Here is a 17,213-nt window from a genome sequence, read left to right as displayed (position 1 = left end):
AATTCGATGCGGATCGCTGGTACGACAGGCATCAGCGCTTGACACTCAGCACCGCACCATCCCGCCATGCCGATCCGGCGCGAGCATCGTTTCTTCTACCCCATCGACTGGCCGCAGCTGTCGGCGGTGATCCGCTTCCGGCGGGCCCAGGGTCGCTGCGAGGGCTGCGGTCGTCCGCATGGGCAGACCGTCTGGCACCTTGGGGATGGCCGCTGGTGGGACGCAAAGGCCGCATCCTGGCGCGACGGGAAAGGGCAGGCCGTCTGTCTCGCGGTTGAAGAGGACGACGTTCTTGGGACCGTCCGGACAACACGGGTGGTTCTAGCGGCGGCTCACCGCAACCACGACACGGCCGACAATCGGGACGTGAACCTCATGGCCGTCTGCCAGCGGTGCCACATGAACCACGACCGGCCAGAGCATAAGCGGCGGCGGTGGCGAACCCTGTTTCGGCGGAAGGCTTCAGGCGACCTGTTTAGCGGCCAGTATTGATTTCATCGGATGCGACATTTTGTACACGGACTTCTTCGTCTCTTTCCGCACACAACCATAAGGCGAATTTATTCGCTTTACAGTTTGAGATAGTTTTAATCATTGCTCGATACCTCTGAGGTCAATACGCAATTAAATTGTAGGGACATTATCAGGTGCGTCTCTTCGAGACAGACCTTCGCGCCCTGATGAGCGCGATCGACAGGTCGCGGGCCCGGATCGAGTTCACGCCGGACGGGATCGTCAGGACGGCCAACGCCAACTTCCTCGCCCTGATGGGCTACACCCTCGCGGAAGTGGCGGGCCGCCCCCACACCCTATTCGTGCCCCCCGCCGAGCGCGAGAGCGACGCCTACTGCGCCTTTTGGGACGCTCTGCGCCGGGGCGAGCCACAGACGCGGGAATTCAAGCGGATTGCCAAGGACGGCCGGTCGGTCTGGATCCAGGCCACTTACAATCCCGTGCTCGACAGGACCGGGCGCGTCACGCGCATCGTGAAGCTCGCTTCCGACGTGACCGCGCAGGTCCTGCGCGCCATTGATTATGAGGGCCAGCTCGAAGCCCTGCACCGATCCCAGGCGGTCATCGAGTTTGCCCTCGACGGCACGATCCTCACCGCCAACGGGAATTTCCTGGACGCGGTCGGCTATCGGCTCGACGAGATCCAAGGCCGCCACCACAGCCTGTTCGTGGACTCTACCGAGCAGGCCAGCGCGGAATATCGGAGCTTTTGGGAACGGCTCGGCCGGGGCGAATTCGCCTTCGGCGAGTTCCGGCGCATCGCCAAGGGTCGCCGGGAAATCTGGATCCAAGCGACCTACAACCCCATCCGCGACCGCGACGGCGTCCCGACCAAGGTGGTCAAGTTCGCCACCGATATCACCAATCAGAAGTTGCACGCTGCCGACGCCGCCGGCCAACTTGCCGCCGTCAACCGCTCCCAGGCAGTGATCGAGTTCGCCCCCGACGCCACGGTACTCGACGCCAATACCAATTTCCTCAAGACGGTCGGCTACGCGATCGAGGAGGTGCGCGGGCGCCCGCACGCGATGTTCGTCGAGCCCGGTTACGCGCAGTCCCGGGACTACGCGGCATTCTGGGACAGGCTGCGCGGCGGGGCCTTCGCCACCGGCATGTTCCAGCGCGTCGGCAAGGATGGACGCGCTGTCTGGATCCAGGCGAGCTACAACCCGATCTTCGATCCGGCCGGGCGACTGACCAAGGTCGTCAAGTACGCCACCGACGTCACCGCCAATATGGCGGCGCGCTCCAAGGCCATAGACGCGGCTGAGGAGACCCTAGCTCACGTCCATGCCATTACCGGTTCGGCCGAGAATATGGACGTGGCGGCCCACGCCATATCGGACAGCATGGGACGCTCGAAGGAGGTCGTGGACGACATCCAGGGCCGGGCAGGCGTGGCGGATAGGGCGACCGAGCGGCTGATGACAGCAGCGGGTGCCATGGGCGACGTCGCGACGATCATCGCGGGCATCGCCCAGCAGATCAATCTCCTAGCGCTCAACGCCACCATAGAGGCGGCGCGGGCCGGCGAGGCGGGCCGGGGCTTCGCCGTGGTCGCCACCGAGGTGAAGGCCTTGGCGGGGCAGGCCGCCGCCGCAACTGCCCGGATCGGCGCCGAGGTGGTGGGGATGCAGGCGGTCTCGGCGGAGGTCGCCCGGACCCTCGCCTCGATCACCGCTGCGATTGGCACAATCAGCGCCCATGTCGATGGCGTGAAGGCGTCGACGGATGAGCAGTCGCGCGCGACGGGGGATATTCTCGCCAGCATGCGGCAGGCGGCCCAGGGCGTCTTGACCATTGGCACCAGCCTAGACGACTGGACCGTGGGCATGGAGGAGCGCCGCGCTGAGCGCCGCTCCCGCGTGCTCCTCTCGGCCCATATCCACTTCCCTGGTAGCGCCGGCGTTACCTGTACGATCCGCGATTTGACGGAAGGCGGGGCACGCCTGCACGTGTCCTCCCAGGAGCAGGTTCCGGGCAGCTTCGATCTGGTCATCAAGGCTGACGGGCGTCGCTACGTGTGCGAGGTGCGCCACCGTTCCGGTTCAACGATCAACGTCCAATTTGTAGCCGTCCGAGGGCAGCGGCCGAGTGAGGCGGCGTGACGACGCCGCCGCGCTAGCCGCAGGCGAGCGGGGTGAACGCGGCGGCCGGCGTGCTCGCAGGCGGGAGCGTAGAAGGTCGCTCGACCGTTGCGAGGAGCACTGGACTCAATAACGTCGCTTTGGTTTTGACAATCCAGGGGCCGTGAGCCGGCGCTTGCGGTGTCCAATTCCCTCCGCGACCCCACATTCGACGTATATCAGCTAGGCTCTCTTCGAACCTTGAAACATAAGCGTCGTACGATGCTTCCGTAGCTCATGCCCTTCGACATGGGACGCACGTTGCAGCGCTGATTCCCTATGTCTCGCAAAGGTCTTGGCAACAGCACAAAAAATGCCCGGCACTAGGGCCGGGCAGTTTAGATCCCTTTGCACGGGGACATCGAGACAGGGGCTTTGGAGGATCCCTGTCTCAACCTGAATTAGAAGTCGCGCTGGACGCGGATACGGATCTGCTGGACGCCATCCGAGGTGGCGGTGCGGACCGGGCCACCGGCGTTGATCGACGCGACGCGGGCGGCGGTGTAGGCCGTCGGGTCCTTGTCCTGGTCGATGACGCGGCCGTTCTTCACGCCGTACTGGGTGTAGAAGCCCTCGACGCCGATATCGAGGTCCTTGACCGGCGACCAGATCACGTTGGCGCCGACCACGAACTGGTAGGTGTCGCGGAGAGCCTGGCTGAGCTGGTAGAACCGGGTGCCGGGGGCGCCGACGCCGTTCGTGCCGAAGGTGTTGCCGTTCAGGCCGCTGACGAACTGGGAGAGCTGACCCTGCGCCTGGCGGGCGCCGGCATTGAAGTTCTGCTCGCCGTAGCTGCCGAACACCGCCGAACGCCACTCAGGCGCCCAGTAGTGAAGGTAAGCGGCCGAAACCGTGAAGGCTTCCGAGGTCTGAAGCTGGCCGGTGAAGGGGTTGACTGTCGCGTCGTTGAAGTACTGAGCGAACTTCTGACCCTGCAAGGTGCCGGCGGTCTGCGCCGCGCAGCCCGTGTAGGCGCAGTAGCCGGTGTAGAGCTGAGCGCCTTCGCCGTACGCGCCCTGGAGGTAGAACGCATCGCCCGGAGCGATGAACGGCGCGTTGACCTTCAGGCCACCCTGCACAGCGTAACCGATCACGCTGTTGGTGTGGGCGACGAAGGATTGGCCGGCGACGGCACCGGCCGGCAGCGCGGCCGTGGTGTTGCCGACGTTCAGCTCGTGCGACGCGGCCGAGATCTGGGCCGAACCCCACGGGGCGTCGTAGCGGGCCACGCCGACGAAGTCGGGCAGGCGGTTGCGCTCGATCACGTCGATCGAGGTCGTGCCGGCGATCGCGCCGGCGGCGTTGAAGAAGAAGACCGGAGTCGGCAGGCTGGTGAGACCGAAGTTGCTGACCGAACCGTTGGCGACCGTCGCGGCGGTGCTGAACGGCGAGTAGATCGGCGTGCGGCGGAAGGTCGGATCTTCGATCGAGATCGTGGCCGAGAAGCCGTTGCCGATCGTGGCGGTGTAGGCCAACAGGTTGGTCGAGGCGACGTCCGAACCGCCGGTGGCGGCAGCGAACTCGAAGTCGTGGGCGTAGAAGTCGAAGAACGAGGAGGCGCGACCGGCGGTGAGGCCGGCGAACTGGATGAAGGCCTTGTCCGCGTTCACGTACTGCTGGGCGCGGCCGAACTGGTCGGTGCCGGTGCCCGGGAAGGCGTTGCCCCAACGCTGGTTGGTGCCGGAGGTGCCGCCGCCGTACGAACCGCCGGTGCGCGAGGCGACTTCGAGACGGGTGAAGGCGCGCAGGGTGCCGTAGCCGGTCTGGGTGCGGGCATCGAGGTTGATGCGGAGCAGGCCACGGTAGCCGGCGGTGTCGCCGAGGTTACCGCCGGACTGACGCGAGTACGTCGTCTCGTAGCCGCCCTCGAAACGGGCGCGGCCCGAGAGACGCAGGCAGGTATCGGTGCCCGGGATGTAGAAGAAGCCTGCGCCGTAGGCCGAGCAGACACGGACGTATTCGATCGGGGCGGCCTTCTTGACGGGCAGATCGGCCGCGTGGGCAGCGCCGACGGCGGCAAGGGCCGCAGCCGACCCGAGCAGAGAACTCTTCAGAAGCTTCATTGTTGACCCCAAAGCATCGAGACCCAGACGCGGGCAGTCCGGTTTTCCGGTTCATGCCGCTTCTTGTTCGGCCCACATCTTGTGATGGGCTCCGACGGGTCTCGCTTTGCGATGTCCCGATGCAGCTAGCATCAATGTTGTGAAACGTTTGAGCAATATGGTTCCGGCGGCGTTTCCGAGTTTGGCCACGCCTGTAACTTAACAGCCACGCTTCTGTCGTAGCCGTAATTCTGTTCGTTGTGCCGCCCTCAGATTCATCGAGTGCAGGCTCGGCTCCCATGCCGCCCGCCGGCTCCCGGCAGCCCTTCTCTTTCGTTCAGCGTGAGGCCGGCGCGTCGCCCTCCACAGCACAGCGACGGCCTCATGCGCCTGCCTTCCGCGACCTCACCCACGAAGGCGAAATCAGGACTGCAATCCCGCTTTTCGAGGTTTCCGCCGGTCTCATTTTCCCCGGATTTGAAACTTGAGTAGGCGTGCGGTTCGGGGATTTGCACCCTATGCCGCGACGGATGGGGGTATCCCCAAATTTGGGGGCACCCTTCCGCGCTAGGCGTAACCAGGCCGTCCACTCCGGCGAGGCGATCCGCAGGATGTTCGGCAGGTTGCGAAAGCCGGTGACGCGCCGCTCCTCGACGGTGAGTAGGCCGAGCTTGCGGGCCTCGCGGATCGCGTTCCGTACCGTCGTCTCTGCGATGCCAGCCAGGGCGGCGAGGTGCGGGACGGACAGCCGGCAGTCGCCTCGCCTCGTGGTCTCGGCGGCGATCAATGCGAGCGCGGCTTGCTCGGCCAGAGTGAAGCGCGAGGCCAGAGCGGGAGGAAGCCGGCCGGAGGCGGCCCAACGGCGGCGCCGTTCGAGGCTGGCATCCGTGCGCGGCCGGGAGCCGACGCCCGTCCTCGGCTTGTTCTGGCGATCCTGGGGGGGGCGATCTTGGGGGGTATCCCGGCCGGTATGGGGCTGGGCCGCGAAACCGACATCGGCCGTCACCTTGCGCGCCTCGATCATGGCGGCCAGCGCCTCGGCCTCGCCCTCGGTGATCTGGCCGGCGGCAAAGGCCGTCCAGAGCGCCTTTGCCACGGCCGGCAGCGCGGCGCGCGGCGCATCCTCCGCCTGTCGGCGGATCGCGTCGGCATAGGTGTTCATCCACGGTCCCTCACGGGCCGCGATCCGATCCAGGCACGACTTCCCTGTTGCCGGAATTGCCGTTCCGGCTTGACTCCCGAGGGGGAGCTATGGCTTGTGAGGGGAAGCAACTCCGGCCTCACAGGCCCCAGGTTTTCGACAGCCTCGACCTTGCCGGGTCGGGGCTGTTGTCGTTTCAGGGTCTATCTCGCGGCGATCTCTCCTGATTGGCCGGCGACTCGCCGCAGGGGCGCGGGCCGGACTGCGCATGTCGGCTGGGCGGGACGGTTAAGTCAATCTGAACAGGTGCGGCCGGGCGCTGGCGCGAGGGGTCCAAGCCACGCCATGCCCGGCCGCTTTCCGCCCTGCCAGGGGCGGAACTGAAATCAGGTGTGCTCAGTCAGGAAGCCCAACACAACGCGGACCTGCCGGACATGGGGCGGCTCGGGGATGCCGGGCAGTAGAGCCCCGATCCGCTCATGCACGGCCAGCCAGCGCCGCACGAGGCGCAACAGGGTCGGCCCGTGCGGCTCGCGGCCTCGGCGCTCGGCGCCGCTGTAGAGAGCGGACAAGCGCATATCCAGAAAGCGGACCTCGGCCACGAGGAACAGGAACCGGACGGTCTCGCCCAACGACAGGCGGTGCACGGGGCGGGCGGTAGTGGTGGCGGGGAGCGTCGTCGGCATCACGCCCTCGCTACGAGCGCGAGGATGGCGCAGCCGGCGGCGGCCACGACATTGCCAGCGCCGCCCCACGGCAGGGGCGGGAACACGGCGCGGATCTCCGGCGCCGCGACGGGCTCTGGTTCGGGCGCCGGGATCTCGGGCTCAGGATCCGGCAGGACTGGCGCGGGGGCTTCCTCGCGCGCCTGCGTGCGCGTCCGCGCGATACTGGTTGCGAAACTCCCCAGGTCGCCCAGGCGCACAACCTGTGCGGGTGGCATCGGGGCGGTCCCGGCGTCGTCCGCGCCCTCGATCCGATCCAGGGCGGCGATGATGCGGTCTGCGGCGTCGAGGGCGGTTTGCGCCGCCTCTTCAAGATGAGCGCGCAGGGCGAGGCCGGCGAGCGGCGCCAGGGCCTTCGGTTCGGGCGGGCGCTGGCGGGGCCGGAAGGTGATCACGTTGTCCAAGGTCACGCCTCCACCATCGCCAGAAGCTCGCGGGCGAACGCAACGGTCTCGGCCGGGTCGTCGTTGTCGATGACGCTTACGGCCAGCATGGAGAGGCGGGTTTCGCGGTCGTCGCTACTCTCCGGCGAGCGCCGCCGGGCCTCGTCCTGAGCAGCCGTCGCGACATGGCACATGGCATCGCTCACCCATCGCATGAGCTTGCCCGCCTCGTTGTGTACGGCGGCGCCGGAGGGGTGATCGGACAGGCGGTTGCAGCCCTGCCAAGTCTTGGCGTTTGAGACTTCGCATATGAGGTTCGCGGCCTCACGGATGGCCCATAGTTCCCTCATGGTTGCCCCGGCGAAATCGACCATAGGCACAAGCGCGTTCAGTGGCAGCTTGGCAGGGCCTGGATTGCTCTGCACGGCCTCTGGTTTCGACCCGCGCGCCATGATCGCGGCATGAAGGTCGTAGACGAGCCGGCCGTCCAAGTCATAGGCGTCGCGGGGCTGGCCGGGGCGCTCGGTGCTCACCCAATCCCTCCAAGCGTAGGCGAGAGCCTTAGCCGCGATGTTCTCAGCGGTTGCGGGTAGCTCTGCGGCAGACCTGACGAGGCGGTTCATCGGCGCCACAGCCGCATTGGCTTCCTCGTCGGAATAATCATCACCCATCTTGTCGAGGGTATCGGTCTGGCGGCGAAAGGGGTTGCGCATGGGGATGGCCTCACTGTGTCGGGAATGACGGGGAGGCGCGGCGGGTCTCTCGCCGCGCGGGTGGCGGCGTCAGAGCGTCGGCAGGTAGCCGTAGGCGAACACGCCCCCGGCGATGAGGACGAGGGCGGTCAGGGCCTCGCCCGTGGCGTTGAGGAAGCGCAGGGCGCGGCTGTGCGCGGTGTCGGGACGGACGGCGGCGACCGCCTCCCACGGCTCGATGCTGCCGGGCAGGGTCTCGGCGGGCAGGTTCAGGTAGCGGCCGTCTGCGGCCTGCCGGCGGGCTCCGGTGCGGGCGCTGTCGCTGCGCGGCGGGAGCGGGCGGCTGAAATCGGGAATACGGGCGTGCGTCATCGTTCGGGCTCCTGTCTGGGCTCGTGGGGTGGGGCGGTGGTGAAGGGGATGGCGCCGGTCAGGCCGGCGTTGGGCTCAGCGCGACGGCGCCTTGACGAAGGCGCGGGTGACGGGATCGCGCCAGCGGCGGGTGCGCTCGCACCAGACCGGTGCGGGCTGCGCGGGGGCGAGCGCGCGACGCGGGGCGAGCAGGCCGGCGAGGTCGAACGGCAAGCCGTTCTCGGCGGCGTAGGAGGCGAGGAAGGCGGTCGCGGTGGCGATACCGGCGAGGCCGAAGGCGGCGGCGAGGGCGATCACGCGATCTCTCCCGAGAGGCGGTGCGAGTAAGCTCCGGCGCGCCCTAGAGGCTGCGGGCGTCGAGTTCACCAACGGCGGCGAGCCGGGTGTGAAGCTCCGGCGGAAGGCCGAAGGGTGAACGCCGCTGACGATCCTGCCTGCAAGCTGGTCGCGAATGAGCGGGCGAAGCTGACGGCCACATACCTTAACGGCGTCGCCGTGGCGGTGCTGGCCGTTGGTGGTCTCGCGCCCCTTTTCGCCGCTAGGCCCGTCAATGCGCCGGTCTCGGTCGCAACCGTTGTTGCCACCCTGATTTGTACGACTGTCAGCGGCGTCCTACATCTGTCGGCGCGAACCGTGCTCGGGAGGCTGCGGCCATGAACGCACCGGATCTGTACGTCATCCTATGGGCGCTCTCGGCGCTTGGGCTGGGCCTCGGTGTGATGTGGTTCACCCGGCGCACGAGCCCGTGACAGGGCCGAAGCGAGCGCCATGAACGACGGGTTATTCTGGCTACAGCTTGCGGCGCCCGTGGCCGTGCTCGCGGCCGGTGGCTTCGTCTATTGGTTCACGGCGCGCCAGGACCGGCACGACGCCGCGAACCGGGGGCGGTAAACCTTTGACGGACGTTCAACGCTTGGCTTTGGTCATTGTGCCGGCCGTCCCCGTGGCGTTCGGCTTGAGCCTTGCGTTCTAGGGTCCGTCGAGCAGCCTAACCCTGTCGCGGGTTCTCTTGATCCGCCTGCATACGATGAATTAACGTCCAACCATTGCCGCTTCTTGAGCAATCAGCCGCTTGCCGATTTTAACTGCTAAATACGTTTCATTATTAGAAATCGCGCTCTCGATCTGGTTTACAAGATCGAACATGGTAGGAAGGCTTGCCTTCACATGATTAGCTGCATTGTAAAATTCATTTAGAAGAACATCTTCGTCACCCGACAGATGTATATCTTGGACAATGAGACATAGTTTTCTGCATACAGTGTCAGCGTAATTTTCATCAACGAAATCGGTTTCGCGCAAAAAGCGGCATTGATTTTCGACGAGAATGTAGGAGCTGCGATCTCCTGCGCGGATCATCGCACCATTTATGATAACGCGTTCGTGAGGTTTGAGTGTAATTCGCAGTGCCATCAGGCTTTTCCATTTGAGACGATCTTAAAATTCATAATATCAGTATGTTAACTATCTCCGAATGACCTATGAACTTCGCAGAACGCTTTAAGAATTTTGAAGGTGGCTAGGGCGGACTGATGGATGCCCACCAAGAATGGTGGTCGTCAGATCTAGCAAGGATCGATTATCATGTCCGGCATCACCCTCACCGCCGCCACCCGCCAGAACCTGCTCTCCTTGCAGGATACCGCGTCGCTGACGGCCACGACCCAGAACCGCCTCGCCACCGGCAAGAAGGTCTCCTCGGCCCTCGACAACCCGGTGACGTTCTTCACCTCGCAGTCCCTCGACCAGCGGTCGGGCGATCTGTCGAGCCTGCTCGACGGCATCTCCAACGGCGTGCAGGCGATCCAGGCGGCCAACCAGGGCATCACCTCGATCCAGAAGCTGGTGGACCAGGCCAAGTCGGTCGCCAACCAGGCGCTCTCGACCCAGATCACCACCACCGGTACGGCTACCTCAACCTTCACGACTCCCACCGCTTCAACCACCGTCAACCTGTTCGTGAACGGCTCTGCGACTACCGCCACGATCCCGGCCAACGCCACGATCGACCAGGCGGTCTCGGCGCTCAACACCGCCGTCGGCGCCGGAAGCTTCTCGAAGGACACCACCGGCACCAAGCTCGTCGTAAACGCGAGTTCGGACGTAGAGTTCGCCACCACCACCGACCAGACAGCCCTTGGCTTCACCACGGGCTCCGGTAGCACCACGGCCTACGGCTCCACCAGCGCCGTGGCGCAGAGCAGCGACCTGACGGTTTCCGGCGTCTCGGCTCGTTCCTCTCTGGCGTCGCAGTTCAACAGCCTGCTGACTCAGATCGACCAGCTCGCCGGTGACTCCAGCTACAACGGCACCAACCTGATCGGCGGCAAGGGCACGAACAACAACCTGACGATCAACTTCAACGCTAAGGGTAACTCGAACCTCCAGGTCACGGCGACCGACGAGACATCGAGCGGCCTCGGCCTGAACGCGATCACCAGCAGCTCCATCGCCGGCACCGTCGGCCGGGGCAGCTTCCTGCTCAACGGCGACATCAACACCACGCTGAGCAAGCTGACCACGGCCTCCAACCAGCTGCGGTCGGACTCTTCGAACTTCGGTTCGAACCTGTCGGTTGTGCAGAACCGTCAGGACTTCACCAAGAACCTCGTCAATGTGCTCGACACCGGCTCCGCGAACCTGACGAACGCCGACCTCAACGCCGAGGCGGCCAACTCCCAGGCCCTCTCGACCCGCCAGTCGCTCGGCATCTCGGCCCTCTCGCTGGCGAACACCGCCCAGCAGGGTATCCTCCAGCTCCTGCGCTAATCGCGCTAAGCTCTGGAAACGCGGAAGGGGCCGGGGGAAACCCTGGCCCCTCCTGTTTTAAATGGGCTACGCAGTCCCGCTAAGCTTTTGCAGCCTATCGTGGCGGCCACACGGGTTCGGTCTCCGGCCCCTTCCGCCCGCAGGCCGTGCATCGCAGGTAGAGCCCCACGTCTGGAACCGCCATCGTCAGCGGGAAGCGGTCTAGGGCCACCTGCCCCTCGTGGCGGCATGGCGGGGGACAGATCGCCCGGATGAACCGAACACCGTTCTCGGCCGCGTTCGTCAGATCCATCGGAGGCACCTCGCGCCCCTCCCGGTCGTAGGCCCGGCGCGGATTGCGACGGTAGCGCGGGACGGGATCGCCGTGGCCGCTCGAATAAGCTTGGGCCGGGTAGCGGGGCTCGGTCATCAACGGATCATTAACTCGGCCAGTCCCTACTTCGTCCAGCGACCGGGCTTTCACCCCCACCCGAGCGCCTTCAGAGCAGCGCAGGGCAACCGCGCGGCCTCGATGGCGCAGTCGTTACGAGCTTGAACGACGCCTACATGCCATGACGACGCGCGATAAAGACGGTTGCGAGGTACGGATCGCAGGCGCTTGGACGCTCTTATCTCCGGCCGAAGCCCACTTGAACCACCGTAATGCAGACAAGCGATGCCCGTCCTGCCATGGACGGGTCCGCACCAGCGGAACCTACGGCGTGCTGCGCAACATCTCCGCGTCCCATCATCGGGGACATGATGGTTGCCCAAGAATGCCGAAGTGGTTTGACGGAACGCCAAGCCCGCATCCGAACGCGCTGATCTGACAACGTTTTGCTCGCCCGGTTCGTGGCGTGCTTCGGTGCCGACGCGATCCGAAGCGAGTGCCTCCTCAACGAGCGGATCTACAGATCCGCTCCACCTGGCCCCAGCCGGCGAGGAAAGCCTCGACGCAGAGCGGGTCGAAATGCGAGCCCGCCTGCTCGGCGACGAAGGCACGCGCCCGCTCCAATGGCCAGGCCTTCTTGTAGGGCCGCTCCGAGACCAGGGCGTCGAACACGTCCGCGACAGCCACGATCCGGCCGGAGAGCGGGATCGCATCGCCCCTGAGGCCTTGCGGGTAGCCAGTCCCGTCCCAGCGTTCGTGGTGGCTCTCGGCGATCTCGGCGGCCAGCCGCACAAGATCGGAATTGCTGCCCTCCAGAATGCGGCGCCCGCGCTCGGCATGTTTCTGCATCTCGGCGCGCTCCTCGCCGGAGAGCGGACCATCCTTCAACAGGATCGAATCCGGCACGCCGATCTTGCCGACATCGTGCATGGTGGAGGCGAGCTTCAGCATCCGCAGCGTGGCCGGATCGAAGCCGAGGTTTCCGGCGATGATGCCGACATAGGATGCGACACGGGCGATGTGGTTGCCCGTGTCGGTGTCGCGATGCTCGGCGGCGCGCATGAGGAGGGCGATGATCTCGCGCTCGCGGTCCTCGATCACCGCGACCGCTGCCGCCACCTCGCGCGCGAGCCAGGCGGCACGGTCCTGCTCCTGGCGATGGGCGGCGCTGATCTTCATCAGGTTGGTGATGCGCGCCTGGATCTCCACCGGATCGCAGGGCTTGCCGAGGAAGTCGGTCGCGCCCGCGCGTAGGGCCTGGTGGCGCAGGCTGCGCTGGTCCATGCTCGTCACCATGACGATGGGCACATGCGCGAAGCCCGGCACCGCCCGCGCGGCGGCGATGACGTCGAGGCCGGTCATTTCCGGCATCTCGTAGTCCGTGACGACGACGCCGATCTCTTCGACATTCTCCCGCAGGAAGGCAAGCCCCGCCTTCGGACAGGTGAAGGAGATCGGCTCGCATTCGGCCACGGGCTTCAGCGCCTGCACCATCAGCAGGTTGTTCATCTCGGAGTCGTCGAGGATCAGAGCGAGCATGACCGCACTCCGGTCGAGAGAAGCCGGGTCATTGCGACAGTACCACCCGGCCTCCGATAGGTCCGACGCCTTTAGGCACCGGCACACTGGTGCCATCGTAGTTTGCGTTAAGATAGAGGTTCGGCCCCTCGTACAGGTTGACCTGCTGCGCCACTATGACGGTGTAGGCGGACTGATCCGCTACGAGCTTCTTGGCATCGATCACGACCCGTCCGGAGGGGAGGTAGATCGTGCCCAGCATGGTGCGGGCATTGTCACTGATGATACGGTAGATCCGCATCGGCTTCGTCGCACCGAGCGGTGGAGGCGTCAGTGTGATCGTCGTTCCCAGGTCCAGCGATACTGCACCGGTCGGATCCACCGGTGTGGTGACCCCATGTTCTTCGGTCATCAAAAGGCCGGCCATCATTCCCGTGGTAGGGGCCGCTAGGCTGATGGTGGTCTGTTGATCGAAGACGAGGCCACCCTTGTCGCCCGTGAAGTAGAAGGCGACATCTGTGCCACTCATTGTAGCCTTCTTGTCTACGATCAGCGGACCATCTTTCATCACGTAAGTGCCGGCGCGGAGCGTGACGATAGCTTTTTTCGTGATGTGCAGCCCACCACAATAGGTGCCGGGGTCCAGGGTAGCGTCCTGATCGACCTCGTTCTTGCTGGTATCGCCCTTCTTGTTCGCGGAGATGGGAATGGAGGCGCAGGCGCCGGCGACCGGCATTGGCCTGCTTCCCAAGGGGTCAGCGATGACCGGGCATTCCGTCTGCGGTGGAGGTGAGAAGTTCGCGCGCAGGCCGATATATCCGCCGCTCGAACAGATCGTGTCCGCCTTCGCCATGGAATTGTCGCCGCCGACCATCCCACTGGGGCTAGCCGAGTTCGAGTAGAGCGAGCATCCCAGCGCGGTGACCTGCGCGTTCTTCTGCAGGTTGAAGGCGCCGGGCGCGCCCGGATCAAGGGTGAGCATGCACAGGCGCATCTTGCCGACGACGGTGACCTTGGCCTGGGCGGCCACGGTCTGCGTCCTCAGACCGAAGAGCCGTCCAAAGGTGAGCGACACCCGATCCTCGGCGCGGGCGAACACACTGGTCTTGTCGTCCGCCACGGTGACGGTGATCGCCAGCGGATTGGTCGGTGGTGTGGGTGCATTGGTAAGGATGATCTGCTCGACCGCGCCCCGTACTGATGCAGCGTTGGAGGAAGCGAGCTTCAGCGCGTTGCCGCCGGCCAAGGCGCCCGCATCAACCGCGCCCTGCAACTGTGAGCGACGGGCGACAAGGCGAGCATAGTCGATGCCGCCGCCGACAAGGCCAAAAAGAACGGGCGACGTAAGGGCGAAGATCAGCGCGACGCCACCCCGGCGGTTCTTAGCGAAAGCGAATTTGCCTCCATTCCGCTCACTGATTGGCGCCTGCTCGCAAGTTCCGTCTGCTTTGCTGCTATGCGCCATCTTGCTTCAATCGTGAAGGTGGATCTCAAACACACCTACCGAACAAAGTTATCTGAAATGTTAAGTAAAATCTACAGAAGCTAAGGCACTTCACTTGGCACATGCTGTAAAGTTAAAACGCATTCATAGTATCATACTGTGCTTATTCAGCTGGGAAAAACCTTCGAGCGCAGAGTGCTTTCGGGCATTTCGCATCGGCGGATAAAGCCTAGCCGGATGAGCGACGAGTGCGGTTCGCCGGGCTTCGAGGCGGCCGCGTCGGGCCGACTGAAGCCGCTCACCGGCGGCCACACGCCTCGCGCTGCGGCTACCACCCTCCGGCACGGTGGACGCCAAGGGGGAAAACCGCCCTCGGCTTCGGCAACTGGCTCTGACCTCTTAAGCCTGGCCGCTGCCAGGCACACGCTCGGCCCGCTGCGGCAGAAGCAGGATGCAAGCGAGGATAAAAACGGCGAGCGCCGCAGACGCGGAGAAGCGACTGAGGGCAAGACCGCCGTCCGCAAGCGGCTTGTCCAGGAAGTCGCCAGCTGTCGCCCCGAGTGGCCGGGTCAAGATAAAGGCGGCCCAGAACAGCATCACGCGTGAGGTGTTGGTCGCGTAATAAAGCACCACCGTGACGAGAAGAAGCGTTCCGAACACCAGCGCACCGCCACCATAACCGAGGCCGCCATCATCGGCGAGGAAGTCACCGAGCGCAGTGCCGAGCGTTTGGGAGAAAAGGATCGTCGCCCAATAGAACATTTCGGCCTTCGGCGTCGTCACTGTGCTGGTCGCCACCGAGCCGAGGCTCCAATGCCAGATGCCGAGCGAAGCCATCAGGCAGCAGAACAGCACCATCGACCCTCCCACGTAGCCGATGCCGAGAGACCGGTCTGCAAAATCGGCGAGTGTGGTTCCAACCGTCGTAGTTGCTACGATCACGGCCCAGAACAGGAAAGCATGAAAGCGTTTTGCTTTGATCTGTGCTGCGACCAAAAGGATGAAGATGGCAGCGAAAATCAGCGTGCCGATCAAGTAGCCAAGATTGAGCGACATCGTAACGGCGTCGCCACCTGTCTCGCCTAGGGTCGTGGCCGCGATTTTGATGATCCAGAACCCGAGCGTCACTTCCGGCACCTTGCCGAAGATGGCACCTTTGGTCTCGGGCGCCCTCGCCTTTCCCGCGCTCTGAGGCGTATTCTTGGCGCTATCGATGTGAGATCCAGCCCACGCGATCATGATGTTCTCCGGTTTAGGATCACTACGACATCGCTACACGTATCACGTCGAGCTTGTCGATTGGGGCGGACGGTGCCGAAGTTATTCGCGGTCCACCCAGAGCATGGGACGCTGCGCATCGACTACTGCGGCGTGCTGATGGTGGCAGGGCTCGATCCGCAGTCGGTCGAGGCCACGCGGATCGTGACTACGCGCGGGTCCGCTTACCGGAACAAGGCCGGGCAGGTGTGGGGCGTGCCAGTGTGGGAGTACGCTAGGAGCGGCAAAGGGAAATAGAAGCCGAGGCGAGGCTATGGACGGGGTGCGAACGACGGAGCCACTGATCCCCTTGGCCTACAGGCCGAAGGAAATCGCTATGATGCTCGGCATCAGCCGATCCACGGTCTTCCAACTGATAGCAGACGGGCGTCTGCCCGCCCGCAAATTTGGGGCCGCGACCGTTATTCGCCGCTGCGACTTGGAAGCCTTCCTCGATGAGGCACCGCTCTCGGCCGCGACTGAGGCGGCTCGGAAAGCAGGGATTGGGGGGACGAAGTAGGGCGGCCCCATTGCAGAACCTTGCTAGAATGGGCTCGCAAGGAGGTCACCCCTAAGGCCATTTGCGACAATGGGTTGGGCCCGAAACAGGTTCTAAAGGAAATCACCCCATCCGCTGCCGGGCGGCCCCATCATTGAGGCTCGCCCGGCTCTGCGCATCCCGGTCGTGACCACGGCGGGCGCCGAGTGGATATGTCGGAGCTTACTCACGATCAAGCAAGCTAGTTTACTTGCTATCTCGTATGCTCGCGGTCTCGCTCCCGAGCCTGCCCTATCGCTGGATAGCAAGCTCTCTCGTAAACTCGTTGACAGGATCGCTCGCGGGCCCGATTGCTGCCTAGCTTGATCACTCAACGAGGGGGCAGACGTGCAGGTGATCGCCATCACGGCCAGGAAAGGCGGCGTCGGCAAAACGACGCTCTCCATGCACCTTTCGGTTCTGGCCTCCTCGCCGGAGAGCCCTGCCCTGCTGATCGACACGGACCCGCAACGGTCGTTGGCATGGTGGCACCGCTTGCGGGGGCCCGATGAGCCCCGCCTGATTGAGGCCGACGCGCGCGAACTGCCGGACCTGATCGCGGCGGCCAAGGCCGAAGGGTTCGGCCGGGTCATCGTGGACACGCCCCCGCACGCTGAAGACTCGATCTTGAGCGCAATGCGGTCGGCCGACCTCGTGCTGGTGCCGACGCGGCCCGGCCCCCTCGATCTAGCTGCGGTGGCCTCGACGCTTGATCTGGCACAGCGCGTCGGAAAGGCGCCGCTCGCCGTCATCAATCATGCGCCGGCTAGGACAGGCGCCGCCGAGCCCGCCATCGTGACGGAGGCCCGCGCTGCTCTCGAACACATGGGCGCGACGGTGGCCGTATCGGTGCTGGCGAACCGGGTCGCGATGTCTCACGCGATCCTGACCGGCTCGACGGTCAACGAGCATGAGCCGGACGGGAAGGCTGCGGCCGAGGTCGCTGCGCTCTGGCAGGAAATCGAAACGGCGCTGGCCACCCGAAAGACGACACGATGAGCAAGCCGCCTCGCCCAACCCTCGACAGCCTCGCCAACCGGTTCGCCCGTAAGGACCCGCCCGCGACGCCGACACCTCCTGCGTCTCCCGAGCCGAGCGCCCCGGCGCCGGTTGCTTCAGTTGCGACGGAGACGAGCGCCAAGCCGGCGAGGATGAAGGCGGACCCTCGCGTTCAGATCCTCACCCGGATTGATCCGGCGACGCGCAAGCGGCTCAAGGTCATTGCGGCCGAGCAAGAGCGGACCATTCAGGAAATCTGCGAGGAAGCTATCCGCGATTTCGTGGCGAGGCATAGCAAGTGAACAAGATATCAAGTTAGCTTGA

The 17,213-nt window shown here is 64.9% G+C and carries 19 protein-coding genes; 7 read left to right on the top strand and 12 right to left on the bottom strand.

The window, feature by feature from the left end:
- Positions 1–66 precede the first annotated feature (66 nt).
- Together ACS5Q7_RS23775 and ACS5Q7_RS23770 are read left to right on the top strand one after the other, a co-directional pair.
- Positions 67–492, top strand: coding sequence for a hypothetical protein (locus tag ACS5Q7_RS23775; RefSeq protein ID WP_478341737.1), 426 nt, complete (start codon positions 67–69; stop codon positions 490–492).
- Between the two features lie 188 nt (positions 493–680).
- A complete protein-coding gene (locus tag ACS5Q7_RS23770; protein ID WP_478341736.1) occupies positions 681–2,621 on the top strand; it encodes a methyl-accepting chemotaxis protein in 1,941 nt (646 codons plus the stop codon).
- A gap of 419 nt (positions 2,622–3,040) precedes the next feature.
- Here ACS5Q7_RS23770 and ACS5Q7_RS23765 read toward each other — a convergent pair whose 3' ends face one another.
- The 7 genes from ACS5Q7_RS23765 to ACS5Q7_RS23735 all read right to left on the bottom strand — a co-directional run bounded on the left by ACS5Q7_RS23765 (position 3,041) and on the right by ACS5Q7_RS23735 (position 8,291).
- Complete coding sequence (locus tag ACS5Q7_RS23765) at positions 3,041–4,702, bottom strand: porin (protein WP_478341735.1); 1,662 nt, start codon at positions 4,700–4,702, stop codon at positions 3,041–3,043.
- A 361-nt stretch (positions 4,703–5,063) separates the two neighbouring features.
- Positions 5,064–5,843: a helix-turn-helix domain-containing protein gene (locus ACS5Q7_RS23760; protein WP_478341734.1), complete on the bottom strand. Its 780-nt coding sequence runs from the start codon at positions 5,841–5,843 to the stop codon at positions 5,064–5,066.
- A 365-nt stretch (positions 5,844–6,208) separates the two neighbouring features.
- The gene (locus ACS5Q7_RS23755; protein WP_478341733.1) at positions 6,209–6,508 is read right to left on the bottom strand and encodes a hypothetical protein; all 300 of its coding nucleotides are present in this window, start codon (positions 6,506–6,508) and stop codon (positions 6,209–6,211) included.
- Positions 6,508–6,951, bottom strand: a complete 444-nt coding sequence (locus ACS5Q7_RS23750; RefSeq protein ID WP_478341732.1) for a hypothetical protein — start codon at positions 6,949–6,951, stop codon at positions 6,508–6,510. Before ACS5Q7_RS23750 ends, ACS5Q7_RS23755 begins: the two co-directional genes overlap by 1 nt.
- Before the next feature lie 2 nt (positions 6,952–6,953).
- On the bottom strand, positions 6,954–7,643 hold the full coding sequence (locus ACS5Q7_RS23745) for a hypothetical protein (RefSeq protein WP_478341731.1): 690 nt from the start codon (positions 7,641–7,643) through the stop codon (positions 6,954–6,956).
- 69 nt (positions 7,644–7,712) lie between these two features.
- Positions 7,713–7,994, bottom strand: coding sequence for a hypothetical protein (locus ACS5Q7_RS23740; RefSeq protein ID WP_478341730.1), 282 nt, complete (start codon positions 7,992–7,994; stop codon positions 7,713–7,715).
- Between the two features lie 75 nt (positions 7,995–8,069).
- Positions 8,070–8,291 carry a hypothetical protein gene (locus tag ACS5Q7_RS23735; RefSeq protein WP_478341729.1) on the bottom strand — a complete coding sequence of 74 codons (222 nt, stop codon included), beginning with the start codon at positions 8,289–8,291 and terminating at the stop codon, positions 8,070–8,072.
- 471 nt (positions 8,292–8,762) lie between these two features.
- Between ACS5Q7_RS23735 and ACS5Q7_RS23730 the strand changes: the two genes are divergently transcribed.
- Positions 8,763–8,885 (top strand): hypothetical protein, encoded by a 123-nt coding sequence (locus ACS5Q7_RS23730; RefSeq protein ID WP_478341728.1) that lies wholly within the window; start codon positions 8,763–8,765, stop codon positions 8,883–8,885.
- Between the two features lie 141 nt (positions 8,886–9,026).
- Here ACS5Q7_RS23730 and ACS5Q7_RS23725 read toward each other — a convergent pair whose 3' ends face one another.
- The gene (locus ACS5Q7_RS23725) at positions 9,027–9,407 is read right to left on the bottom strand and encodes a flagellar biosynthesis repressor FlbT (RefSeq protein ID WP_478341727.1); all 381 of its coding nucleotides are present in this window, start codon (positions 9,405–9,407) and stop codon (positions 9,027–9,029) included.
- A gap of 168 nt (positions 9,408–9,575) precedes the next feature.
- Between ACS5Q7_RS23725 and ACS5Q7_RS23720 the strand changes: the two genes are divergently transcribed.
- Positions 9,576–10,763: a flagellin N-terminal helical domain-containing protein gene (locus ACS5Q7_RS23720; protein ID WP_478341755.1), complete on the top strand. Its 1,188-nt coding sequence runs from the start codon at positions 9,576–9,578 to the stop codon at positions 10,761–10,763.
- Positions 10,764–10,857: 94 nt separating this feature from the next.
- Here the strand turns inward: ACS5Q7_RS23720 and ACS5Q7_RS23715 are convergent, their stop codons facing one another.
- From ACS5Q7_RS23715 to ACS5Q7_RS23700, 4 genes are all read right to left on the bottom strand, one after another.
- The gene (locus tag ACS5Q7_RS23715) at positions 10,858–11,172 is read right to left on the bottom strand and encodes a hypothetical protein (RefSeq protein ID WP_478341726.1); all 315 of its coding nucleotides are present in this window, start codon (positions 11,170–11,172) and stop codon (positions 10,858–10,860) included.
- Positions 11,173–11,637: 465 nt separating this feature from the next.
- Entirely contained in the window at positions 11,638–12,672 is a 1,035-nt protein-coding gene (locus ACS5Q7_RS23710) for an HD-GYP domain-containing protein (protein WP_478341725.1), read from the bottom strand.
- 28 nt (positions 12,673–12,700) lie between these two features.
- The gene (locus ACS5Q7_RS23705; protein ID WP_478341724.1) at positions 12,701–14,116 is read right to left on the bottom strand and encodes a TadE/TadG family type IV pilus assembly protein; all 1,416 of its coding nucleotides are present in this window, start codon (positions 14,114–14,116) and stop codon (positions 12,701–12,703) included.
- Between the two features lie 378 nt (positions 14,117–14,494).
- Positions 14,495–15,334 carry a COG4705 family protein gene (locus ACS5Q7_RS23700; RefSeq protein ID WP_478341723.1) on the bottom strand — a complete coding sequence of 280 codons (840 nt, stop codon included), beginning with the start codon at positions 15,332–15,334 and terminating at the stop codon, positions 14,495–14,497.
- A gap of 292 nt (positions 15,335–15,626) precedes the next feature.
- Between ACS5Q7_RS23700 and ACS5Q7_RS23695 the strand changes: the two genes are divergently transcribed.
- From ACS5Q7_RS23695 to ACS5Q7_RS23685, 3 genes are all read left to right on the top strand, one after another.
- A complete protein-coding gene (locus ACS5Q7_RS23695; RefSeq protein ID WP_478341722.1) occupies positions 15,627–15,872 on the top strand; it encodes a helix-turn-helix domain-containing protein in 246 nt (81 codons plus the stop codon).
- Between the two features lie 366 nt (positions 15,873–16,238).
- A complete protein-coding gene (locus ACS5Q7_RS23690; protein ID WP_478341721.1) occupies positions 16,239–16,889 on the top strand; it encodes an AAA family ATPase in 651 nt (216 codons plus the stop codon).
- Positions 16,886–17,191 (top strand): ribbon-helix-helix domain-containing protein, encoded by a 306-nt coding sequence (locus tag ACS5Q7_RS23685; RefSeq protein WP_478341720.1) that lies wholly within the window; start codon positions 16,886–16,888, stop codon positions 17,189–17,191. Before ACS5Q7_RS23690 ends, ACS5Q7_RS23685 begins: the two co-directional genes overlap by 4 nt.
- Positions 17,192–17,213: the final 22 nt, after the last annotated feature.

This window comes from Methylobacterium sp. Gmos3 (assembly GCF_056430985.1).
Note: the sequence above shows the minus strand (reverse complement) of the source record. Positions and strands in the feature narration are given on the sequence as shown.